The organism is Labrenzia sp. ATLA3 (genome assembly GCF_057180185.1).
Map to the genome: position 1 here is coordinate 703,859 of NZ_JBXUKV010000001.1, position 22,692 is coordinate 726,550.

22 protein-coding genes are annotated in these 22,692 nt (G+C 59.7%); 15 read left to right on the plus strand and 7 right to left on the minus strand.

Annotated features, from left to right (window positions below; genetic code table 11):
* Window positions 1-25: 25 nt before the first annotated feature.
* Entirely contained in the window at window positions 26-859 is an 834-nt protein-coding gene (gene phnC, locus AC2A6O_RS03150; protein WP_148584377.1) for a phosphonate ABC transporter ATP-binding protein, read from the minus strand.
* A 398-nt stretch (window positions 860-1,257) separates the two neighbouring features.
* On the opposite strand from phnC, the gene AC2A6O_RS03155 reads away from it, so the two are divergent.
* The 4 genes from AC2A6O_RS03155 to AC2A6O_RS03170 all read left to right on the plus strand — a co-directional run bounded on the left by AC2A6O_RS03155 (window position 1,258) and on the right by AC2A6O_RS03170 (window position 3,743).
* Complete coding sequence (locus AC2A6O_RS03155) at window positions 1,258-1,884, plus strand: DapH/DapD/GlmU-related protein (protein ID WP_148584378.1); 627 nt, start codon at window positions 1,258-1,260, stop codon at window positions 1,882-1,884.
* A gap of 86 nt (window positions 1,885-1,970) precedes the next feature.
* On the plus strand, window positions 1,971-2,540 hold the full coding sequence (locus AC2A6O_RS03160; RefSeq protein ID WP_498925693.1) for a helix-turn-helix domain-containing protein: 570 nt from the start codon (window positions 1,971-1,973) through the stop codon (window positions 2,538-2,540).
* 74 nt (window positions 2,541-2,614) lie between these two features.
* On the plus strand, window positions 2,615-3,226 hold the full coding sequence (locus AC2A6O_RS03165; protein ID WP_498925694.1) for an HD domain-containing protein: 612 nt from the start codon (window positions 2,615-2,617) through the stop codon (window positions 3,224-3,226).
* A 145-nt stretch (window positions 3,227-3,371) separates the two neighbouring features.
* The gene (locus AC2A6O_RS03170; RefSeq protein ID WP_148584381.1) at window positions 3,372-3,743 is read left to right on the plus strand and encodes a SpoIIAA family protein; all 372 of its coding nucleotides are present in this window, start codon (window positions 3,372-3,374) and stop codon (window positions 3,741-3,743) included.
* A gap of 71 nt (window positions 3,744-3,814) precedes the next feature.
* Here the strand turns inward: AC2A6O_RS03170 and AC2A6O_RS03175 are convergent, their stop codons facing one another.
* Both AC2A6O_RS03175 and AC2A6O_RS03180 read right to left on the minus strand, forming a co-directional pair.
* The gene (locus AC2A6O_RS03175; protein WP_148584382.1) at window positions 3,815-4,603 is read right to left on the minus strand and encodes a class II glutamine amidotransferase; all 789 of its coding nucleotides are present in this window, start codon (window positions 4,601-4,603) and stop codon (window positions 3,815-3,817) included.
* Window positions 4,604-4,619: 16 nt separating this feature from the next.
* Window positions 4,620-6,089, minus strand: a complete 1,470-nt coding sequence (locus AC2A6O_RS03180; protein ID WP_498925695.1) for an aminotransferase class V-fold PLP-dependent enzyme — start codon at window positions 6,087-6,089, stop codon at window positions 4,620-4,622.
* A gap of 101 nt (window positions 6,090-6,190) precedes the next feature.
* On the opposite strand from AC2A6O_RS03180, the gene AC2A6O_RS03185 reads away from it, so the two are divergent.
* Window positions 6,191-6,652 (plus strand): Lrp/AsnC family transcriptional regulator, encoded by a 462-nt coding sequence (locus AC2A6O_RS03185; RefSeq protein WP_498925696.1) that lies wholly within the window; start codon window positions 6,191-6,193, stop codon window positions 6,650-6,652.
* A gap of 6 nt (window positions 6,653-6,658) precedes the next feature.
* Here AC2A6O_RS03185 and AC2A6O_RS03190 read toward each other — a convergent pair whose 3' ends face one another.
* Entirely contained in the window at window positions 6,659-9,322 is a 2,664-nt protein-coding gene (locus tag AC2A6O_RS03190; RefSeq protein WP_498925697.1) for an SH3 domain-containing protein, read from the minus strand.
* A 213-nt stretch (window positions 9,323-9,535) separates the two neighbouring features.
* Here AC2A6O_RS03190 and AC2A6O_RS03195 point away from each other — a divergent pair, with 213 nt between their 5' ends.
* Entirely contained in the window at window positions 9,536-9,964 is a 429-nt protein-coding gene (locus AC2A6O_RS03195; protein WP_148584386.1) for a hypothetical protein, read from the plus strand.
* 85 nt (window positions 9,965-10,049) lie between these two features.
* Here the strand turns inward: AC2A6O_RS03195 and AC2A6O_RS03200 are convergent, their stop codons facing one another.
* Both AC2A6O_RS03200 and AC2A6O_RS03205 read right to left on the minus strand, forming a co-directional pair.
* Window positions 10,050-11,174 carry a Gfo/Idh/MocA family protein gene (locus AC2A6O_RS03200; RefSeq protein WP_498925698.1) on the minus strand — a complete coding sequence of 375 codons (1,125 nt, stop codon included), beginning with the start codon at window positions 11,172-11,174 and terminating at the stop codon, window positions 10,050-10,052.
* Window positions 11,175-11,209: 35 nt separating this feature from the next.
* Window positions 11,210-11,920, minus strand: coding sequence for a GntR family transcriptional regulator (locus AC2A6O_RS03205; protein ID WP_498925699.1), 711 nt, complete (start codon window positions 11,918-11,920; stop codon window positions 11,210-11,212).
* 190 nt (window positions 11,921-12,110) lie between these two features.
* On the opposite strand from AC2A6O_RS03205, the gene AC2A6O_RS03210 reads away from it, so the two are divergent.
* The 6 genes from AC2A6O_RS03210 to AC2A6O_RS03235 all read left to right on the plus strand — a co-directional run bounded on the left by AC2A6O_RS03210 (window position 12,111) and on the right by AC2A6O_RS03235 (window position 18,005).
* Window positions 12,111-13,265 (plus strand): LLM class flavin-dependent oxidoreductase, encoded by a 1,155-nt coding sequence (locus tag AC2A6O_RS03210; protein WP_498925700.1) that lies wholly within the window; start codon window positions 12,111-12,113, stop codon window positions 13,263-13,265.
* On the plus strand, window positions 13,265-14,155 hold the full coding sequence (locus AC2A6O_RS03215) for an aldo/keto reductase (protein ID WP_498925701.1): 891 nt from the start codon (window positions 13,265-13,267) through the stop codon (window positions 14,153-14,155). Before AC2A6O_RS03210 ends, AC2A6O_RS03215 begins: the two co-directional genes overlap by 1 nt.
* Window positions 14,155-14,670, plus strand: a complete 516-nt coding sequence (locus tag AC2A6O_RS03220) for a flavin reductase family protein (protein ID WP_162855051.1) — start codon at window positions 14,155-14,157, stop codon at window positions 14,668-14,670. Before AC2A6O_RS03215 ends, AC2A6O_RS03220 begins: the two co-directional genes overlap by 1 nt.
* A 165-nt stretch (window positions 14,671-14,835) precedes the next feature.
* The gene (locus tag AC2A6O_RS03225) at window positions 14,836-15,426 is read left to right on the plus strand and encodes a TRAP transporter small permease (protein WP_148584392.1); all 591 of its coding nucleotides are present in this window, start codon (window positions 14,836-14,838) and stop codon (window positions 15,424-15,426) included.
* Entirely contained in the window at window positions 15,426-16,919 is a 1,494-nt protein-coding gene (locus AC2A6O_RS03230) for a TRAP transporter large permease (protein ID WP_148584393.1), read from the plus strand. Before AC2A6O_RS03225 ends, AC2A6O_RS03230 begins: the two co-directional genes overlap by 1 nt.
* Before the next feature lie 27 nt (window positions 16,920-16,946).
* On the plus strand, window positions 16,947-18,005 hold the full coding sequence (locus AC2A6O_RS03235; RefSeq protein ID WP_498925702.1) for a TRAP transporter substrate-binding protein: 1,059 nt from the start codon (window positions 16,947-16,949) through the stop codon (window positions 18,003-18,005).
* A gap of 101 nt (window positions 18,006-18,106) precedes the next feature.
* On the opposite strand, the gene AC2A6O_RS03240 is transcribed toward AC2A6O_RS03235, so the two are convergent.
* Window positions 18,107-18,589, minus strand: coding sequence for a tetratricopeptide repeat protein (locus AC2A6O_RS03240; protein WP_148584395.1), 483 nt, complete (start codon window positions 18,587-18,589; stop codon window positions 18,107-18,109).
* Window positions 18,590-18,592: 3 nt separating this feature from the next.
* Here AC2A6O_RS03240 and AC2A6O_RS03245 point away from each other — a divergent pair, with 3 nt between their 5' ends.
* The 3 genes from AC2A6O_RS03245 (at window position 18,593) to metG (ending at window position 22,636) form a co-directional block, all read left to right on the plus strand.
* Window positions 18,593-19,909, plus strand: a complete 1,317-nt coding sequence (locus AC2A6O_RS03245; RefSeq protein WP_498925703.1) for a cytochrome-c peroxidase — start codon at window positions 18,593-18,595, stop codon at window positions 19,907-19,909.
* A gap of 26 nt (window positions 19,910-19,935) precedes the next feature.
* Window positions 19,936-20,931 carry a YeiH family protein gene (locus AC2A6O_RS03250; RefSeq protein WP_148584396.1) on the plus strand — a complete coding sequence of 332 codons (996 nt, stop codon included), beginning with the start codon at window positions 19,936-19,938 and terminating at the stop codon, window positions 20,929-20,931.
* A gap of 184 nt (window positions 20,932-21,115) precedes the next feature.
* Window positions 21,116-22,636: a methionine--tRNA ligase gene (gene metG / locus AC2A6O_RS03255; protein ID WP_498925704.1), complete on the plus strand. Its 1,521-nt coding sequence runs from the start codon at window positions 21,116-21,118 to the stop codon at window positions 22,634-22,636.
* Window positions 22,637-22,692: the final 56 nt, after the last annotated feature.

Consider the following 22,692-nt stretch of genomic DNA (forward strand, 5'->3'; position numbering starts at 1 on the left):
GACGTTAAGCGGGTGCGCAGACGGATCAGACCGCTGCCACCGCCGGGGTCATCGCACCGGCGGATTCTGTGGAGCCGGCCTGGCCGGCATCGATGGCGGTGGACGTCGCCGCCTCGTTGAAGCTCTCATCGGCCCCGTAGATTTCGCGTGCGACAGCCGTGGTCAGCGCTTCCGGAGGCCCGTCGAACACGAGGAAACCGTCGCGCATGCCAATCACCCGGTCGCAATAGGTCCGGGCTGTGTCGAGCGTGTGCAGGTTGCAGATGACGATCTTGTTGTCGCGCTCATGGATTTCGCGCAGCGCATCCATCACGATCTTGGCATTCATCGGATCGAGAGAGGCAATCGGCTCGTCCGCCAGGATCATGTGCGGGTCCTGCATCAGGGCGCGGGCAATGGCAACGCGTTGCTGCTGGCCGCCGGACAGCTCCTCGGCCCGTTTGGTGGCTTCCTGGGCAATACCCAGCCTGTCGAGCGCCGCGAGCGCGGAATTGACGTCTTCCTGGCTGAAGATATTGAAGAGACTTTTCAAGGTGCCGTGACCGTTGAGACGGCCAAGCATCACGTTGGTGACCACATCCAGACGCGGAACCAGGTTGAACTGCTGGAAAACCATGGCGCAATCGCGCTGCCAGCGGCGCATCATGCCGCCCTTCAAACCGAGAATGTCCCGGTCCTCGAACAGGATCTGCCCGGAGCTTGCCGGCGTCAGCCGGTTGATCATGCGCAGCAAAGTGGATTTGCCGGCGCCGGACCGGCCAATGATCCCGACCATTTGCGGTTTGTCGATATCAAAACTTACTTTGTTGACCGCGGTCCGAGACCCGAAGGTCTTGGTGACTTCCTTAAATTGAATCACGCGCCAGCCCTGTCCGTTGTGTTCTTTGTGCTGCGCGACAAGAGCCATCGGACGATTACAGAAAAATGACAGTCCTTTGTCTGGAGGCCTAAAATTTTATGACAAATCAATGACATCCAGACCTGGAGCGCGGTCAGGAGAACCGTCCAATGCAGGGATTCCGTAAGTCTCTCAGAGCTTTCCGAGTCCTGTCGGCATTTCACCTGCCTGACTTTAGTCTGCTCAGAAATCCGTGTTCAAAACGACAGCCCTCACTTGCCGGGGGCCCTTTCGCCTGTGGTGATGCCCGTGAAAAAAGATAAGGAAGTCACCTCACGGTCATCAAAGCGTCATGACGGTCGGTACAGGCAAGGCTAAAAGCCAGCTCAGATATCCCTGCCACCGATGATGGAGCCCACATGTCCGCGCCGATCCAGAAGCCTGCCCTCACCGAAGCCCCGAACATTCACCCGGACGCCAGGGTGTTGAACTGTGATCTCGGTATTTGGACCGAGGTGGGGGCACGCACGGAAATGCGCGAAAGCAGCATGGGGGACTATTCCTATATCGTGCAGGAAGGTGATGTCGTCTGGTCGACGATCGGCAAGTTCTGTTCCATCGCCCGGCGTGTGCGCATCAACCCGGGAAACCACGCGACCTGGCGGGCCTCCCAGCACCACTTCACCTATCGCGCGGCAGCCTATGACCTCGGCGAGGACGACGCTGAGTTCTTCCAGTGGCGCAAGGACGACTGGGTGACCATCGGCCATGACGTGTGGATTGGCCACAACGCTACGGTTCTGGCAGGCGTTTCCATCGGCACGGGGGCAATTGTCGCGGCCGGGGCCGTCGTTTCCAAGGATGTCGCGCCCTACACCGTTGTCGGCGGTGTGGCCGCCAGGGAAATCAAACGGCGTTTCTCCGAACAGCAGGAACAGGCCCTGATCGATATTTCCTGGTGGGACTGGAGCCACGACGAGCTGAAGCAACGGCTTCCGGACTTTCGCAAGTTGTCTATCGACGAATTCATCGAAAAATACCGCTGACCCTGCCGTGGCTGTGGCCCTGGCCTGAGTGGCCCGCGCGGCGTTTCCTGCTGCACAAAGGGACATGGACGCGTTACACTTGGCGTATGGGAACAGAAACCGCCGTTCTGGAAAGCAGTCTTGGCCCGTCGCTCCGGCGCTGGCGCGTGCTGAACCGGGTCAAGCAGGAAACCCTGGCTCATGAACTCGGCGTCTCTCAGACGCGGATTTCACGCTGGGAGAGCGGCAAAGTGCAGCCGGATGGCCATGACAGGACGAAAATCATTCGCCTGCTCAGGGCGCGTCCGCAAAGCGCCGCCGACAAGGCCCTGCTCGATCTGGTCTCCCGGTCAGCCGTTCCCGTGCATCTGGTCTGCGACCTCACACACAGGCTGCTGGCCATGTCCGGCCCGCGTGCCTGTGAATGGCGCGCCCCGGTGAGTGAGTTTCTCAATCGTCCCCTTTGGCGTTTTGCGTCCGAAGGCATAAGGGCAACCGAGCATCGGCTGGCCGACTATGGCTGGTTCGAACCAGACGCCCCGGACATTGTCTACAGCACGGAACATGTCGATTTTCCGGAAATGACCATTCCGGAAAGCACCATCCGGATATCGCGCCTGCCGCTTTCCGATGGGCGTTTTGCCCGCCTTGTCCGCGAAGAATTGCCTGGCACGTAAACCAGCATAAATGTCTGGCGCATAAATTATGCGGAAGCTCGTCCGAGCTGGCCACCAGGCCTAGTCTGGCCGCCATGACACAGACCGCCCCTCCCCTCAATCTTCCGGACATCTCCTCAGCCAGACTGACCGGTCTCCTGGATTTCCTGCAATCTGCCGAGCAGCTGAAAGACACGCTTCGCTCAGGGACGACCGCCAATGGCAGGCCTGAAAGCACGGCTGAACACAGCTGGCGGCTCGCCTTGATGGTCCTGCTGTTCGAACAGGAGCTGAAAGCGATCGACTTGCTCAAACTCCTGAAACTGACGCTTGTGCATGATCTCGGTGAAGCCATTTCGGGAGATATCCCCGCCCCCTTGCAGACACCCGGCGACAACCGGCAGGATCGGGAACGGCGGGACTTTCTAACCTTGTGCGAACCACTGCCGGCAGACGTGGCTGAAGAGCTGCTGTCGCTTTGGGATGAATATGCAGCGGCAAAAACGGCAGAGGCTCAAATCGCCAAGGCGTTCGACAAGCTGGAAACCATGCTTCAGCACGTCTTGATGCCCAGGCAGGCCCCTTCGTTTTACGCATTCAACATGGGTTATGGCCGCGATCGTACCGACTGCTGCGCCCTGACCCGCCAGATGCGGGAAACGGTCGACGGTCTGACCCAGGCCTTGATGACGGATGCCCGCCGGTAAAACGCCTGAGCGACCCATCATGACACACCTCCTCGACGACGTTTCCCGCCGAAGAGGCTCCGGTTCCGGTCAGACAGTTTCTTATTTGCCGAGAATGGGTTTACGCTTCCGGATGTACCAGTCAGACACTGCCGGAGGAAGCAGCATGTACACTATCCTGCCCCGCAGCCACGGTGCTGTTCTCGGGGTCGAAATTTCCGGAAAAGTCGATGTCGAACAGGAACAGAGCCTGATCGCCCGGGCAGAAGAAATGATCGAGGACCAGGGCAAGATCAGCGTTCTGGTCGTTCTGGGTGATCATGTCGGCGTGTCCTTCGAGGCTGCCAAGGAGGACATCAGATGGGTGCTGGCCAACATGCAGCATCTCAACAAGATCGCCATCGTGACGGACAGCAAATTGCTGGCGGCGCTTGTTGCAATAGACGCTACGTTCGCCAAGATGGTCGGCATTCAGGAAAAACACTTTGACCGGGACGAAATCGACATCGCCTGGCACTGGATCGAAAGTCCGGCCTGAAGTCTTTTGCAAAAGAGCCTCCGGCCAATCGCAGTTCGGCCTGATCAGGCCTGGTCGATCAGTCGGTGCGATCAGGCATCAACAAGCTGTTCGTCACTCAGGAAGGCAACCTGCTTCACCTTGCCGTCCCTGACTTCGATCATCTGGCCCTGGGGAACCTCCATCCAGCAGCCGCGCGCTTCGTCCAGCGGTTCTGAAACCACCATCACGCCGTCGTCATAGACACGGTAATAGAGTGTCGGTGCCAGGTTGTCCGAAGCGTACCGTGCCGCAAAGAGCGTTTCTCCATCCGACCAGCCGGCGGCAAAACGCATGTGCGGCGTCGTTCCGGCATATTTGGACAGCGCTTCAGCCTCGAACACCGCGCGTGCCATGGCCGCACGCGGGTGCAGATCAAGACCATAGGCAAGCGCCACCAGAAACAGGCTTTCGCTGTCGGTGCCGCCGATTCGGTCGCGGTAGAGGTCGTCCGGGATCATGTTGTCGAGGCGGCGACGTACCTTGTCGTAACCGCCAACCTGACCGTTGTGCATGAAGGTCCAGCGCTGAAAGGTGAACGGGTGGCAGTTGTCCCGCGAAGTCGCCGTTCCGGTGGACGCGCGTACATGCGCCAGAAAGTGGCGCGAGCGTATGTGTTTGGCGATCTGCAACAGGTTCGGATCCGACCAGGCCGGACGCACGTCCTTGTAAACACAAGGAATCTCCCGCTCACCATACCAGGCGACGCCGAACCCGTCGGCATTGACGGACGTCTTGCAGGAAAGTGCGTTACGGCTCTGATCAATCAGCGAATGCGCCGGGTCGCAAATGACTTCTTCCAGATATTTCGGAGCTCCGCTCCAGGCAGCCCAGCGGCACATGTCGACTTGGTATCCTTCAAGCTGCGTCTTGCATTGCCTTGAACCGGGCGGTGGTTTCATCGCACGCGTAATCGTCCGCGGCCGGATAGGGATGCAACGCCAGCTCATCAACGGCGGCAATGATCCTGTCCGCCTTGTCTTCTGTCATGAGCACCGAAAAATTGAGCCGTGTCCAGCCGGGTTTCTTCAGTTCTTCACCGGAAAGAATGCCTGTCCGCAGCGCTTCGGACTGTTCCGGTCCGATATCCAGCAACCGGTGAGCATAAGGCCCCGCGCAGGCGCAACCGCCGCGCGCCTGAATGCCATGAAGGTCCGACAGCATACGGGTGACAAGCTGCTGGTGGACATAACCTCCACGCTCCAGATCACGCACACGGAACGAGAACACCGGCAACACGTGCGACGCCTTGTCGTTTCCAAGAATTTCGATGGCCGGATTGTTGCGCCAGACGGCCAGCGCCCTCGCCCGCCAGGCGGCATTCCGCTCGTCCATCACCTGTTGTCCGATGGCTTCCTTGACCAGAAAGGCAAGGGCTGCGCGGATGTCGCCAATGACATTCGGTGTTCCCGCTTCCTCGCGGGCGGAAAGATTGCCGGAGTAGTCATGTGCCCAGGGCGACACGAAACGCACGGTGCCGCCTCCCGGAAAGACCGGTGTTGCCTTGCTGACGGCGTCCTTGCGCACGATCATGATACCTGAGGCGGCAGGTCCGCCGATGAACTTGTGTGGCGAGACGACAACGGCATCCTTCTGCGCATCCGTCCCGGCCTTCATGTCGACCGGCAGATACGGACCCGAGCCTGCACAGTCCCAGACGCTGAGAGCGCCGTAGCGCTTCAGCAACCGCGTGACCGCTTCGTCGTCGGTAACGATGCCGGTTACGTTGGACATCATGGAAAACGCACCGACGATCAGTCGACCGGAGCCTGCGTTGCGCAGCACATCTTCCAGTTCGGCAAGATCAGGACCGCCAGTCTCTGCTTCGTTAATCTCGACAACCTCAGCCCCACTTTCACGCCATGGCAGAATGTCGGAATGATGCTCGTAGGGCCCGATCACGACGAGCGGATTCTCACCCCGCTCAGCCGCTTCGGAAACGCCAAGAAGATGCACCAGCCGGTTGAGCCCCGCCGTTGCACCTGAGCCGCAGAAAACGGTCGCATAGGTGTCATCTGCCCCGCAAATGCGCGCGATTTCAGACCGCGCTGCCTCGCGCATCCGCGTCATGGCACTGCCGCAGTAGGAGGCTTCCGTGTGACTGTTGGCGTAGACCGGCAGGATGTCTTCCAGAACGAACTCCTCAATCTGGCGCAAGGCGCGTCCGGAGGCCACGTAGTCGGCATAGATCAGCTCGCGCTCACCGTACGGACCGGAGACGGATTTCCCCTCGCCGATCAATCCCGCCCGCAAGCGGGAGATCAGATCCGGGGCCTTCAGATCCTCGATGAAATGATCGAGTGCGGTGCCAGTTTTGTGGGTCATCATATGCTCCGAAACGTCTTTTCCGGATCATACGACCACTTTGTATGTGATTTCCTCACCTTATTCGATTGTCATACTTCTGAAATTGTGTCATTTGATCGAATATGGAGAAAAAATTCGATCAAATTGATCGCGCGCTATTGCGCGCCCTGCAACGGGACGCCCGCCTGTCGCAACGCGACCTTGCAGATACGGTTGGCCTTTCCCAGAACGCTTGCTGGCGCCGGTTGAAAGCACTCTATGACAGTGGTTTGATCGAAGGGCACACGATCCGGCTGGATCCGGCCAGGATCGGGCTGAACCTCACCGTCTTCGTGATGATCCGGACCCGGCATCACTCCAAGGAATGGCTGGAGAGGTTCCGGAGCGAAGTGGTTGCCATTGCGAACGTGATCGATTTCTACCGGATTGCCGGTGATTACGATTACATGCTGAAAGTCGTTGCCGAAGACATGAATGCCTTCGACAGGGTGTATCAGCGCCTGATCGAGAAGGTCGACCTGGATACGGTCACGTCGTACATGACCATGGAATCGATCGCGGACGCCCGCGATCTTCCAATTTAAAGAGCCTCAGCGGCGGCGTCCGCCGCCTCCCCTGCGCACACCACCGCCAGAACGCTGGGGCCGCGCCTGCGGGCGTGAGCGCTGAACATTGCGCTGACGGTTGACCTGCCGGTTGCCGGCCGTTCTGGCCCGCTGATCCCGGCTCAAATGTGCAGGCGCCTGGGGCCGCGCTGCCGGACGCGTGGCGGGACGGGTCGCAGGGCGCTGCACAGTTGGCTTCTGGACGCTCGGCCGCTGCACATTGGGACGCTCCGCCGGCCTTTGCACATTTGGACGTTGAACACTGGGACGTTGAACATTGGGACGCTCAACTTTCGGTCGCTGGCCGGCAGGAAGGTTGGTCGGGCGCTGAACGTTGGGCCGGTTCTGTGCCTTGTCGCCCAACGGTCGGTTGGCAAGGGCGGCCCCTGCCCCGGCACCAATCGCACCGCCAGCCAGTCCGGCGCTGACATCACCCGCACGATCCCGGATTGCGTCGCGGGATGGTGCGGCAACCTGATCCCAACGGCCTCCCTGGAATTTCTGCCACGTATCTCCGTCACGGCGATAAACGCTGCCGTCCCGGCCGGCGAAGACGTCACCCCGGCGATCAAGGTTGGCCACCTGGCCGAGATTGCCGTCCTTTTTCCAGCGCTGGACGGTGCTCGCCTGAACATCACGCGTGCGCGACCATTCCGGCCCGCTTACGACCTTGCCACCCCAGGAGCCATAAATGCCCCTGGCCCCACCAGCCACGACGCGGTTGCCGGTACGCGGATTATACGCGCTGATAAAGCCGGCACTGCCGCGCGGCCCGCTGATGGCGCCGCCGCGGATATAGCCGCCGGTACGGGGATTGTAGATACCGCCTCCGGCAATGCCTCTCAGCGGTCCATAGGCGTAACCGTAGCGGCCGAAAGTGCCCCGGACCGGGTTATAGAAAGCACCGATGCCATAGGTTACGGGTCGTGGAAAGTAGATGGGACGCAGACCCGGGCGATACCAGGGCCGGTAATAATATCCGGTGCCATAGACGAAGACGCCCCAGGACAGGAACCCGGCCAGATAGCCCATCGTATACCCGTACCAGACCGCACCAGGCTCGCTGTCGTAGATGCGAACATAGGTGGTGTTGTAGACCGGGGAAGACGGCGGAATGGTATAGATCTCGTCCGGCACGGCCGTTGCGACGGTGAACGGCCCCTGTGGACTGTCCCCGACAAACCAGACACCGTTCTGCAGCACGTAGTACTTCGCGCCGACCTGGATGACCTGGTCGCTGGTATTGACTGCATAGGACATCGACGTGCCGTCGATCTTTTCAAATTCCGGATCGCCCGCATAGGAAACGTCCGCACTGACGGAACCGACCTCGACACGGGCAGTTGTCGGAATGCTTGCTTTCAGCCTGGCCTGAGAGGCCTCCGAAGTGCCCGGAATGGAGGAGCGGACAGAATAGTAAGGTGCATCTTCCGGCAGGTTCTGAAAATCAGACGGCATGTCCGGTGTCGTGAACGTCCATGGCCCTTCGAGCGAGGCAGACTTGAACCAGCGTCCGGAGACGAGAATGTACCAGGTGGACGTGGATTTCAGGAAGAACACATCGCTGTCGGTGTTGGAGGCCCACTCAAGATCGGTGCCTTTTACCGGTTCCAGCGCAGGTTTGCCGTCAAAGACGATCATTTCCGCCGGTTTGTCGGAATAGATCACCTTCGGCGGCGCGTTGTCGGCAAACGGTTCGCCCGGGATCGCTTCCCTGGTTTCCTTCCAGTTGTCGTCATCGGGCAGAGATCCGATCAGATCCGGCAACTTGTCGACTGCTTGCCAACCGGCGGACACATCCTTGGTTTTCATCCAGGACTTTTCATCGCGAAGATAAAGCTCCCCGCTCTCGTCGATTTTCAGAATGTCCCAGTTGCTGTTGACCACGAAGCTGAGGCCCTGGTCGCCCTTGACGGGCGCAAAGATCGGCGCGCCTTCGGTCTGCACGAGAATGGCCGGTTCGGTGGAGATGAAAATCGGTGGTGCTTCCGAATTCAGGCCCTGGACATCGTCCATGCGTTTGTATTCGGCAAGGCCGGCGGTGATCCGGTCTTCCTTCACCGTGATTGTTCCGGTTGGCATGATCTTGCCGACCTGAAGTGACAGGTCGGTGAGCGACTGCCGGTCCAGTGCCGAAAAATCCAGCTCCGTCACCTGAAGCTGATTGATATCCACTTCGCTCTTGCCGGTGTCTGCCACAGTCGTGCCGCTGACGCCGATTACGCCAAACACCGGCTTGGTATCCTTGTCCTTGATGTATTCCGCGGCCACGAGCGCCTTCAGCGTCTTGAAGTTGTCCCACTCTGTAAATTGCGGCTGATAGAGCACCAGCGTGGCGCCAGCGTCGGTCTGGAAGGACCGGGGCCAGCCGGTTGTCTGTTCCGGTTCGCTGAGCTGAAGATACTGGCCGCTGACGAAGCCGTTCTGACCGTTGTAGCTGATGGAACACCAGGCGCCGCTATCGTCGCAGTCTTCCATCTCGACCTGCGTGCCGGAGGGGACGGTTCCGAGGGAACCGAAGTTCGTTCCCGGGCCTTGCCGGAAATTGACGTTGGCCGTCGTGACGGCAGGCGCGGCAAGCACCCCGTTGATGAAAACCGTTTGCAAAATCAACGTTGAAGACAATAGAACGGAGAGTGACTTACGCATTTGGACCTCCCAGGGGCCGGTTCGACCAGCTCTGTCAATGTCAGTGCATGTGTCTGCGTAGCTTCCGGAGCCTGCCTGGCCCCGCAACAAACAGAAATTTGCCGTAACGCCTATTCCTTGTGAGGGTCGTCACCGCCAAATCTTAGTTTGAGTGATATTCAATCCGCAAGATCACGTTGAAAAAAACCGCATTTCGACCAGGAGTTTATTGGAATGTTGAAACGCTTCGCTCTGCCAGCCGTTCTTGCGGGGATTGTGTCGATCGGCGCCTTCCCGCCAGCCGGTCCGAAGGAAGCCAGGGCCGAGGTCTTTTATTGTGAGAGCACGCGGACACCCAAGGGCACCGAGCCCTACTGCAATTTTCTGCTTTTCGACAAGGGCTTCACACGCCACATGCAGGTGATTGTCGCTCAGGGAGCGCATCGGAACATCGATGTGAACGGCCGCTACGACCTATTTTGCGTCCTGGTGCAAAACCACAGGAACGTGCCGGACAACTTCGCTTACCGAAAGCAGCAATGCAAAAAGACGGATACCGGCCGTGAATACAAGGTACCGATCCGTGCGATCAACATGCGCCGCGGACGTGACGGCTTCAGTTCCAACAACGTTCAGTCCCTGTTGCCGAAGGAACGCTGGTAAGCCGAGACCTCATCTCCGGTGCAAATGAAAAAGGCCGGCACGACGGACGTCGCACCGGCCAGGTATCCGGAGGAGAACCGGCTTGTCAGCAGGCGACGGATGAAAGCGTCTGGGCCCGCAGCGTGACGGCTTGGCCTGTCCGGGCAGACTGCTGCGCCGCCAACCCCATTTCCACGGCCCGCCATCCATCTTCCAGCGTCACTTCAGGTGCCGGCTTTTCACCACGCACGACCGCAACGAAGCCTTCGTGCTGATAGAAGGTTGAGCCGTTGTGGTCGCCTGCGTCGAGGATCAGCGGATCGACCGGAATGTCGATCTGACGCGGGCCCTTCGGGTATCTTGGCGACACGACGAGCTGGGGAACCGGCGGCTCGCCGAGGTGTTCGGGCCAGAAGCGGCCGGGGCCCGGTACGAAGGCTTCGATCTTGCCTTCCGGACCGACCGCCGAAACCTCTTCCTGATACCGGGCGCCTTCAGCGAACATGCACAGTTCCAGCATGGCCCTGGAACCGTTTTCAAAGTCGACGATCACATAACCGTTGTCGAGGATATCCGGCTGCTCGCCGTCGTAGATCTCATCCTTGTGGTTGGCGTCCTGCCCGGCGGAGGCCATCACACGGACGGGTTCGCATTTCATGATAAGCCGCATGAGATCAAAGAAATGGCAGCATTTCTCGACGAATGTTCCGCCTGAATAGCGGTTGAACCGGTTCCATGCGCCGACCTTGTCGAGAAACGGAAAGCGGTGTTCGCGGATCGTCAGCATCTTGATGCCGCCGGTGGCAGGCTCCGCCTGCTCGATCAGCGCGGCGATCGGCGGCATGTAGCGGTATTCCATCGCCACCCACACAGGCGCCGGATAGGACGCCTTGAAAGCCTCCAATTCGGCAACGTCCTTCGGATCGGTGAAGAGCGGCTTTTCGACGAGAAGCGGCAGCGGACGCTTGCGGCGGATTTCTTCCATCTGCGGTACATGGCAGTGGTTCGGGCTGGCAATCAGGATGCAGTCCAGATCTTCCACGTCCAGCAGCTCCGAAACGGATCCGACGAACTGCGCCCGGGGCGCAAAAAGTTCCGCAGCTTCCGCCATTCCGGCGTCCGGCTCGAAGATCACCGTCACTTCGGTGTCCGGCAGGAGTGCAATGTTGCGCAGGTGTTCACGCCCCATCATCCCGCAGCCAATGACGCCATATCTTACCTTTGCAGGCATTCAGTCCTCCATGCGTGGTGGCTTTCCCTGTCCACCTACTTCAAACGCTGCACGTAATGCGCCCGGTCCGTATCGAACCAGGTTCGCGAATATTCGACCGGTTTGGGGCGATCCGCCCAACTGAACCGTTCAATAAATCCAGTGAAGGTGCCCGGCGTCTTCTGAAAGATGTCAGGCGTCCAGTCCGGAAGCGCACCTATGGTGACCCGGTCTTCCGCGCGCACGATCCAGAACCCCAGGTGTTTCTGGTAAAAGCGGTAGAGAGAATCGGACAGGAGCTCGCGGCGGACGAAACCAGCGTCCCCGTCCAGCCAGATTTCCTCGACAGCGATCATCACATCGTTGAGAAACCTCAAACGCCGGATGCGAGTGCCCTGCACGCTGGTGCCGAAGGCTGGCAGGTCGTCGGGCTTGTCCATGCGCTGCACGTCAAGAACGTCCGCTTTCGGCAGACCTCCGCCAGTCAGAAGCTCCAGACGGAACATGGCGTAGACGCTTTCATGCGTGCCGCCCTGGCGTATGTAATTTCCCGACCCCTGTATCCGCTCGAGTAAGCCCTTTTGCGTAAGATCGGCAAGTGCCTTGCGCAGGGTTCCGATAGAGATACCAAGCTCCTCCGCCATCTCCCGTTCCGGCGGCAAGCGCTCTCCGTCGATCAGCCGACCAGACGCGATATCCCTGATCAAAAGCTCGCTTATCTGCACGTATAACGGCAACGCGGTCGAGGTTTGCGAGGCGGTTGGCATGACGGTTCGAAGGTCTCGTTTTCAAAATTGATACACTATTGATTTACATCAAACCGGGTGATATGCAAGAAGAAATCGAAGGCAGAATGAAGCCATTCGAAAACAAACGAAAATAGCGAAACCTCAATCGCGCCTCAGGTGACGCACGCCGGTTTCGCTTTTCGACAAGTTGGTCCAAGGGAGGCACTTCATGACCGTAGTCCCAGTAACGTCACCGGATCTCGATGCAGCGGAGGTATCCTGGTTCGCCGCATTGTGTTCCGACGACTACCAGTTTCTGGGCGTCCCCGAAGGCCACCTGCGGTCCTCCTGGGAGCATTGCTCCTCCATCGTCAAGACAGCCGAACAGCAGGGCTTTCGCAACATTCTGTGCCCGTCTTCCTATCAGGTCGGCCAGGACACACTGTCCTTCGTCGCCGGCTGCGCACCGATCACCGACAAGATCAACCTGCTTGCGGCCGTCCGCTGCGGCGAGATGCAGCCGATCATGTTGGCACGGACCATTGCCACGCTGGACCACATGCTTGAAGGCCGGTTGACGGTCAACATTATCTCGTCCGACTTTCCCGGCGAACAGGCCGACAGCAGCTATCGCTATCAGCGCTCGCGGGAAGTGGTGGAAATCCTGAAGCAGGCCTGGACCCGGGACGAGATCAACCACGAAGGCCAGATCTACAACTTCAAGGGCCTGACCACGGATCCGGTGCGCCCCTACCAGACCGGTGGACCCCTGCTCTATTTCGGCGGGTATTCGCCAGATGCGCTGGACCTGTGCGGACAGCATTGCGACGTCTATCTGATGTGGCCGGAAAAGATGGAAGAACTGGAAGGCCGCATGAAGGCGGTCAACGCAGTTGCCGAAAAATACGACCGGACCCTCGACTATGGCCTGCGCGTGCACATGATTGTGCGCGACACCGAGAAGGAAGCGCAGGAATACGCCGACTACATTGTCTCAAAACTCGATGAAGTTCAGGGAACAGCCATCCGCGAGCGGGCGCTCGACGCCAAGTCTCTTGGGGTAAGCCACCAAGCCAAGAACCGCGAGATCGCTGATGAATTCGGCTATATCGAGCCGAGCCTGTGGACGGGCGTCGGCCGGGCAAGGTCCGGCTGCGGCGCTGCGCTGGTCGGCTCAACCGATCAGGTGATGTCAAAGATCGAGGCCTATCAGAAGATGGGCATCCGCGCTTTCATCTTCTCCGGCTATCCGCATCTGGAAGAAGCCAAGCATTTCGGAGCGCGGGTTCTGCCGAACCTGAAAACCTGTTCCCTGCCGCACGCCTACGGCCGTGTCCCGGCAGAAACCCCGGCAACGCCGCTCGGCAAAGGAGTGCGCCGCTAATGGATCGCGTGAAACTTTCTGACACCCTGGAATTCTCCCGCCTGATCTACGGCATGTGGCGCATCGGCGACGACAGCGACACCTCGCCCGCCCATGTGGAACGGAAAATCCAGACCTGCCTCGACCAGGGCATCACCACTTTCGACCAGGCAGACATCTATGGTGGGTACACCGCGGAAGCCGTGCTGGGCGGGGCACTGAAAGCCAATCCGTCCCTGCGTGGCCAGATGGAAATCGTCACCAAATGCGACATCGTCGCGCCGGCCGGACGGTATTCCGATGCCAGGGTGAAACATTACGACACCTCGCGCGCTCATATCGAAAAGTCCGTCGAGACGTCCCTCACCGACATGGGCATCGAGACCATCGACCTGCTTCTGATCCATCGCCCGGATCCGTTTATGGACCATCACGAGACCGGAGCGACGCTCGACGATCTGGTCAAGAGCGGCAAGGTGCGCAGCGTCGGCGTCTCCAACTTCCGCCCCTGGGATTGGGAACTGCTGCAGTCGGCCATGTCGAACCGGCTTGCGACCAACCAGATCGAGATCTCGCTGAAGGAAATCTCGCCGTTCACCAATGGCGACCTGGCGTTCCACCAGCGTCTCGGCACCAGGCTGATGGCGTGGTCTCCGCTCGGCGGCGGCTCGCTTATTTCCGAAAGCGGAAAGCTGGGTACAGTCATGGATGACATCGCTTCGGAGGCCGGTGTCGACCGGTCCGCAATCGCGGTCGCCTTCCTGCTGGCTCATCCGGCGCAGCTGTTGCCGGTCATGGGCACCAACAATCTGGAGCGCATCGCGCAGATCTCCGATGCGCTGAAAGTCAACCTGGATCGCGAAACCTGGTACCGTCTTTACGAGGCGGCTCTTGGAACAGAGGTGCCATGATGACCATGCAGAATGCCAATCATACCGTTACCTTCGAACCGGATGCCGAAAACACGCGCCTGTTGCGCGATGCGTTCAGCCGATTCGCCACCGGCGTTACCGTGGTGACAACCGGATCGGCCGACGGCCCTGTCGGCATTACCGCAAACAGTTTCTCTTCCGTCTCTCTGGAGCCACCGCTGGTGCTGTGGATGCCGGACAAGGGGGCGCGCAGGTTCCGCTACTTCGAAACCGCCGAACATTACGCCATCCACGTTCTGAGCCACGAACAGGCGGAAGTCTGCAGCAGTTTCGTGCGCAATGCCCATGCCTTCGATCAGCTTCCCTACACGATCGACGACAACGGTGTGCCGCTGATCGAAAACTGCCTCGCCCGGTTCGAGTGCAGGAGGTTCACCGCCTATGAAGGCGGCGATCATCTGATCGTTCTGGGGCATGTTCTGCAGGCGGAGATGCGCTCGGGAGAAGCCCTGACGTTTTACGCAGGCAAACTCGGACAAACCGCCCCAAAATAAGGGCGAAAAACGGGGCGACAAGCGGCCCGTTGAGGAGGAAAGTGACAGGCCTTCTGTTCTGTGTCAGGAGATCGCAGAAGACTGCTTCGCCACTTTAAACGAGATCAGCTTTCCGGTTCTCATGTTCGCGTACATGGCAACCGGTTGGTCCAGGGAGGAGCCCGGATGGGCATATTGCTGGCGGTCCTCGCACCGCTCGACTTCGTCAATTCGCTGCTGTTGCGGATTGGACGGGGCATCGGCATCGTCGCCGTGGCTCTGATGGTGATCGCGATCCTTGTGCAGGTCGTGTGCCGCTATGTCTTCAACAATGCCCTGCCCTGGCCGGACGAAGCAGCCCGTTTCTGCATGCTCTGGATGACGGGACTGATGGCGCCAACCGCGTTCCGAAGAGGCGGTTTTGTTGCCATCGACATGTTCACCCATTCCCTGCCCCGCTTTCTGGGCAGCGCCATTTCGCTGTTCCTCCTGCTGATTTCTCTTGTGGTGCTCGTCGTCGCCCTGAAGATCGGATATTCCGAGGTTACGGGCTTCGGAGGCCGTTTCGCGACCGCTTCCCTCTATGTGCCGGGCAATCTTTCCTTCAGCGAATGGATCCGCGTCCCACGAAGCTGGATGATGGCTTCCATCCTCGTCGGGGTTTTCCTGCTGACACTCGTCAACATCGAACTGATCCTGCGGAACATCATCGCCAACTTCGGCGGCAGCGACCGATTGCCGGCCATCCCCGACCCCGACATGGCAGGAGCTGATTGATGCTGATCTGGTTCCTCCCCGTCTTTCTTGTCTTCCTGCTGATCGGACTGCCGGTTTTCTTCGGCCTTCTGGCTGCCCCTGGCCTTCTGCTCTGGCTGAACGGGCAGGAAAAGGACATCACGCTGCTTTACCGCAACGTCTACAATGGCATGGACAGTTTTCCTCTGATGGCGATTCCGTTCTTCATGCTCGCAGGCGAGCTGATGAACAAGGGTGGCATCACCTTGCGGCTGGTGGAATTCAGCCAGGCTCTGATGGGGCATCTGCGCGGTGGCCTCGCGCATGTGAACATCCTGTCGTCGATGCTCTTTGCCGGTCTGTCAGGTTCGGCAGTTGCCGACACCTCCGCCCTCGGGTCCATGCTGATCCCGGCGATGGAGAAACAGGGCTACACGAGACGCTTTGCGGCGGCGATCACTGCAGCGAGTTCCGTCATCGGACCGATCATTCCGCCATCGGGCATCATGATCATCTATGCCTATGTGATGGGCGAAAGCGTTGCCGCGCTTTTCCTTGCCGGCATCGTGCCCGGCGTCATGGTCGGCATCGGTCTGATGCTGATGGTCAAGGTCATGGCCAACAAGTACGATCTTCCCAAAGCCCAGAGGATCGTCAATCCCGGCCAGACCCTGGCACCGGTCGAGTACTGGTTTTCCTTCGTTGTCCTGCGAGCGAACCTGGCTGCCCTGTTCACCACCCTTGCGGGGCTGATCGGCGGTGTTGCCGGGTTCGAAGACCTGTCCACCACAACCACGCTGCTGCTTTTTGTGGTCTTCCTTGTTGTCTCCCACTTCCTGTTGTGGAACCTCAGAAGCGCCGTCTCGGAGGATTTCCGGGTTGTCTGCAAGAAGGCCGTCGCCCCGCTGCAAACCCCGATCATCATTCTCGGCGGCATTCTGCTGGGTGTGTTCACACCGACGGAAGCGGCCGCGGTCGCGGTTGCCTATGCGCTTGTCATCGGTTTCTTCGTTCTGCACTCAATCAAGGTGTCCGAGATCCCGGGCGTCCTGAACAGGGCCGGCATAACTTCGGCAGTGGTGCTTTTGCTGGTCGGCGCGGCGATGGCCTTCAAGACCGTCGTCAGCCTCAGCCACGCGCCCGAAATCATGGCCGAGTTTGTCCTCACCCTGTCGGAAAACCCGCTGATCCTGCTGTTCCTGATCAACCTGTTGCTGTTCGTGGTCGGCATGTTTCTGGATGCGGGTCCGGCGATCATCATTCTCGGGCCTATCCTTGGACCGATTTTCGTCAACCTGGGCGTCGATCCGATCCATTTCGCCATCATCATGAGTGTCAACCTGACCATCGGCCTGGCAACACCGCCAATGGGTCTGGTGCTCTTCGTTGCGGCCTCGGTTTCAAGAGAACGGGTTGAAACCATTGCCAAGGCCATTCTGCCGTTTCTGGCGGTGGAGATCGCGGTGATCTTCCTGATTACCTATATTCCGGCACTTTCGATGACGATCCCGCGTCTTACCGGATTTGCCCAATGATTATGAGCTTTTAAAGGGAGGAACCTCATGCTCAAAACTGCACTGAAAACGCTCACCGTCGCGGCAATGCTTGCCGGATCGTCGCTGAGCGCGCTTGCCGCGGACTACACGCTGCGTGCAACCGCCAACTCCAACGAAAACGACGAAGACTATGATGGCCTCGTCGTTTTCAAGAACTTCGTCGAAGCCGCCTCCAACGGTGCCATCGAAGTTGAACTGTTCATCGGCACCCAGCTTTGCTCCAACGGCGCAGAATGCCTGCAGGGCATTTCCGACGGTGCGATCGACATCTACATCTCCACCTCCGGCGGTGCGGCCGGGATCTTCCCGTATGTGCAGGTTCTCGACCTGCCCTACATGATGAGCGACGACCGGATTGCCGAACACGTGCTGTCCGGCCAGTTCACCCGCACCATGCGTGACATGGCGCTGGAAGACTCCGGCAACACCATCCGCCTGATGACCATCGGCAACACCGGCGGTTGGCGCAACTTCGCCAACACCAAGCACCGTGTCGCCACGCCGGAAGACATGAAGGGCCTGAAGATCCGCACCGTCGTGGCCGATCTGCCGCAGGAACTGGTCAAGGCCCTTGGGGCTGCTCCGACGCCGATCCCGTGGCCGGAACTCTTCACCTCGCTTCAGACAGGCGTTGTCGAAGGTTCCAAGAACGGCATCACCGACATCATGGGCATGAAGTTCCCCGATGCGGGTCTTCAGTACGTCACCCTCGACGGTCACGCCTACATGGGCGCGCTGTGGTGGATGAACAACGAGAAGTTCCTGTCCATGCCGGAAGACCTGCGCCGCGTCGTTGTGGATGGTTTCTATGCCCTGCAGCAGGCAACCTTCGCCTCGCCGAAGCGCAAGTCGATCAAGGCCTATGAAGACTTCGTCGCCGGTGGCGGCGACCTCTACGTTCCGACCCCGGAAGAAAAGGCAGCTTTCAAGGAAGCTGCAGCCCCGGTCTATGACTGGTTCAAGGGCAATGTCGGACGTGGCGGCGAGATCTTTGGCGCTCTGGAAGAAGCTGTGGCAACAGCCGAAGCCGAAATCGATGCTGATCGCTCTGCCGATCTGAACTGACGAAACTCCGTGTCACGCCCTGCCTCAACAGGGCGTGACACGTGCTATCGCTGCACAACGACGGCCCCTGCACAGGTCCTGACCGGTAGCGGCCGCCGCCTTCAATTGAACGGATACATCCAGACCTTGTAATCGCCGACCAGGATATGCGCCTTTTCAATCTCTTCCCTGGTCATCTTCTTGACCACCTCTTCGAGAGAGATCGCAGCATCGGGGTCTCCCCCGATGGCGGAGAGCGTGTACCACATGTAGGCCCGCACGAGATCGGGAGCCGGCAGGCCACGGCCCACCTCGTAGTACCAGCCGACACCGGACTGGGCGCCGGGATGGCCCTTCATCGCACTTCTGAGATACCACTCGAACGCCCGCTGGTCGTCGCGCTCGACACCCAGACCCATGGCGTACATGACACCGATCAGCTCTTCGGCATCCGCGTTGCCGGAACGCGCCGCCGGCCAGAGTTCCTTCATCGCCTCTTCGTAGCGATTGGCCTCCATCAGGTCGCGCGCGGCTTCGATTTCCGCATGGGCGGTTGCCGTGCAAAGCCCAAGGGCGAGAAGAGCGGCGGTCAGCGTGGTCTTCATGTCTTGCGGTTGCTCCCTCTGGTGTTCGGCCTGTCGGCGCCAGCGTTTTCCGCCGAACTTCCGCCTCCTCTGACGGACGACGACTTCATCGCGTTCGACAGAAAGCAGGCAGCGCTCGGCCAGCTGCTTTTTTACGACAAGATCCTCTCCGGTAACAGGAATATCGCCTGCGCGACCTGCCATCATCCAGCCCTTGGCACCGGAGACCGGTTGTCGCTCGGCATCGGCGAAGGCGGTGAAGGGCTGGGCCCAAAGCGGATTGCCGGAACCGGTGACAACCGCATTAAGAAACGGATTCCGCGAAACGCCCCAGGTCTTTGGAATTTGGGGGCAAAACAGCTTCACGTCCTGTTTCACGACGGCCGCCTGTCCATTGCTGACACCTTCGAGAACGGCTTCAACTCTCCGGCGGAAGAATGGCTGCCCACCGGCTTCAATTCCCTGCTCGCAGCCCAGGCCGTCTTTCCGGTTTCAGCCCAGTTCGAAATGGCGGGCAATCCGAAGGAAAACGAAGTCGCCGGCGCCATCTACGACCGCATCGACATCGCCTGGCCGATCCTGGCCAAGCGCGTCCGCATTATCCCCGAATACGGCCGCCTGTTTGTCGAGGCCTTCGACCACATCGACACGCCGGAAGCCGTCACCATCGTGGAGATCGCCAATGCACTGGCGGCCTTTCAGGCGGTGGAGTGGCAGAGTATCGACAGCCCGTTCGACAGATATCTGGCCGGAGAAGACAGCGCTCTCGAACCGGGCCAGCAACGCGGCCTCGCTCTTTTTTACGGCAAGGCAAACTGTGCGTCCTGTCATTCCGGCAAGCTGCTGAGCGACCAGAAGTTCCACGCCCTTGGCCTTCCCCCCTTCGGCCCGGGCCGCACGCGCAGGTTCGATCCGATGGTGCGCGATGTTGGCGTGATGGGTGAGACAGACCGTCTGGAAGATGCCTACCGGTTCCGGACCCCGATGCTGCGGAACGTCGAGCTGACGGCGCCCTACGGGCACAATGGCGCCTATCCCACGCTCGAGGGTATCATCCGGCATCACCTCGACCCGGACGGGATGCTGAAAGCCTGGAAGCCGCAAACCGCCGCCTTGCCTCAGGCACCCTGGCTGGACGCAATCGATTTCGTGGTCTGGAATGATGCCCGGGAACTGGCGCGCCAGGCCCATTTCAGGGATATTGAACCTCTCTCCTTATCGGATTCGGAGATTGCCGATCTTGTGGCTTTCCTGAAAAGCCTGACTGGAACGCAGTCTGTTACGTCTCCGCCTTTTGGCATTCCTGCCACGGTCCCGAGCGGCCTTCCGGTCGACCGGTAAACATCAACAAGGATCTAGAGCTTTTCATGGTTAGTCCATTGAAAGACCGGGCAAGCCGGCTGTTTCCGGGTATTGCGATTGCCGGCCTTGTCGCCATCGCGGCGCAGTTCCTCAACGAGCACTATGGTGCGCCGGCCATGCTGATGGCCATCCTGCTCGGCATGCCGCTGAATTTCCTGTCGGAGGAACAGCGTACGGGCGAAGGCATCGCCTTTGCTGCCCGCACGCTGCTGCGCATCGGCGTCGCCCTGCTTGGGGTGCGCATCAGCGTGGAAATGGTGCAGCAACTGGGCCTGCCGTTTCTGCTGCTGGTGATCCTCGGCGTTCTGGCCACGATCGGATTTTCTCTGCTGATCGGCGGGCTGTTTGGGCGGGACAGGTTGTTTTCGTTCCTGACCGGCGGAGCCGTCGCCATTTGCGGCGCCTCTGCGGCCATGGCCATCGGCTCGATCCTGCCGAAGCGGGAGCACGCCGAACGCGATCTTGCCTTCACGGTGATCACCGTAACGGTGCTCTCTACCCTTGCCATGATCTTCTATCCAATTCTCAGCTCCTATCTGGGCCTTTCCATGGATGCGACCGGCGTTTTTCTGGGCGGCACCATTCACGACGTCGCCCAGGTCGTGGGGGCAGGTTTCTCGATCTCCGAGGAAACCGGAGACCTCTCCACCCTTGTCAAACTCATCCGCGTCACCATGCTGGCCCCCATTGTGCTGGTCGCAGCGCTCATCCTGCGCAAGAGCTCCGAGCCGGGCAGCGCCCGTCCCCCGATCATGCCGGCGTTTGTCGTTGCCTTTCTGGTGCTTGCCGCGCTCAATTCGTTCGGTTTCATTCCCCAGGTTGCCAAGGATGCAGCCGGCCATGTTTCCCGCTGGGCGCTGCTGGCCGCGATTGCGGCGGTGGGCATGAAAACGTCAATTCCGAAACTGCTGGAAGTCGGCGGTCCGGCCATCTGGATGCTCGTCACGCAAACGGCGTTTCTGGCGCTCTTCGTCATCGGCGGGATCTGGTTGATCGGCTGATCTTTTCATCAGCCTTCCGGCACACCATATCAGCACGTGAAACCCCGGTTCTTTTCAAGGGCCGGGGCTTTTCTTGTGCGGGCGAGTATGGAATATAGCTCGCACCTCTTTTGGCGGAACGGCCGATGCGCCGTGACAAGCCGGACCGGACTTGTTTCCGCCCAAACATTTCGAAAGCGTTTGGATGAAAAGCTACATCACCACCCCGATCTACTACGTCAACGGTTCTCCGCATATCGGTCACGCCTTCACGTCCGTGATGGCCGATATCCTGAAACGCAACCGGCAGGCGCTGGGGTATGACATGATGCTGTCCACCGGCGTGGACGAACATGGGCAGAAGAACCAGGAAGCGGCGGAAAAAGAAGGTATGTCCGTCGAGACCTACCTGGACATGCGCTGCGCGGAATTCCGGGCTGTCTTCGACCGGCTGGATGTGGCTTACGACTATTTCGTGCGCACCAGCCGCGAAGGCCACAAGACGGCCGTTGCCGGTATGGAACAGTCGATCTTCGACAAGGATCTGATCGTCAAGAAGAACTACACCGGCACCTACTGCAAGGGCTGTGAAGAGTTCAAGAAGGAATCCGATCTGACCGAAGACGGTCAGTGCCCGCTGCACCCGACCATGAAGGTAGAGCAGACGGAAGAGACCAACTACTTCCTGAAGATGGAGCCGTTCCGCGAGCGTCTTCTGCAGCACATTGCCGACAATCCGGATTTCGTTCAGCCCGAAGCGTTCAAGAACGAACTGAAGCAGATGTTGTCCGAACCGCTGGAAGATCTTTGCATCTCCCGGCCGAAAGCCCGCGTGACCCTTGGTATCGAACTGCCGTTCGACACCGAGTTCGTGACCTATGTCTGGTTCGATGCGCTGGCGAACTACCTCACCAACATCAACTGGCCGGAAGAAGGCTACGAGAGCTGGTGGGCGGAATGCGAGCATCTGATCGGCAAGGACATTCTCAAGCCGCATGGCGTCTACTGGCCGATCATGCTGATGGCCGCCGGTCTGCCACTGCCGAAGAAGCTGTCCGTGCACAGCCACTGGGTTGGTGCGGGCGGCGTGAAGATGTCCAAGTCCATCGGCAACGTCGTCGATCCGATCGAGGTGATCGAGAAGCTGGGTGTCGATGCTTTGCGCTGGTACCTCGCACGGCACATGCGCGCGGACAGCGACAGCCAGATTTCGGTCGACTTCATCACCCAGTCCTACAACACGGAACTGGGCAACAAGATCGGCAATCTGCTGTCGCGGGCAGCGAAGTTCTCCAAGGCTCGTTTCGACGGCAAGCTGCCTGCGCCAGGTCCCCTGTCAGCCGAGGACGAGGCCATCCGCAAGTCCGTACTTGAGGCGACCAAGGGCATGGGTGAATGGATCAACCTTGCTGAAATTCCGGCGCGCGTGCAGTCGATCATCACCGTCGCCGACGAAATGAACAACTACTTCGCCGAGCAGGCTCCCTGGGATCTGATCAAGAACGAAGAGACCCGCGAGCGCTGCCAGACAGTGATCTACGTGACGCTGGACAGCCTGCGTGTCGTCATGGAAGCGCTGACCCAGGTGATCCCGGCATCCGCCGACAGGGCTCTGGCCATGTTGAACGCACCGGCTATCGCCTGCCCGTGGAAACCGGAACTCGACCGGCTGGAAGGCAATAGCGATCTCGGTGAAATCGAGACGCTCTTCCCGCGCGTTCAGTAAGACGCGGCGAGGATAGAATGGAACGAAACCGCCCGGCGGCAGCCGCCGGGTGGTTG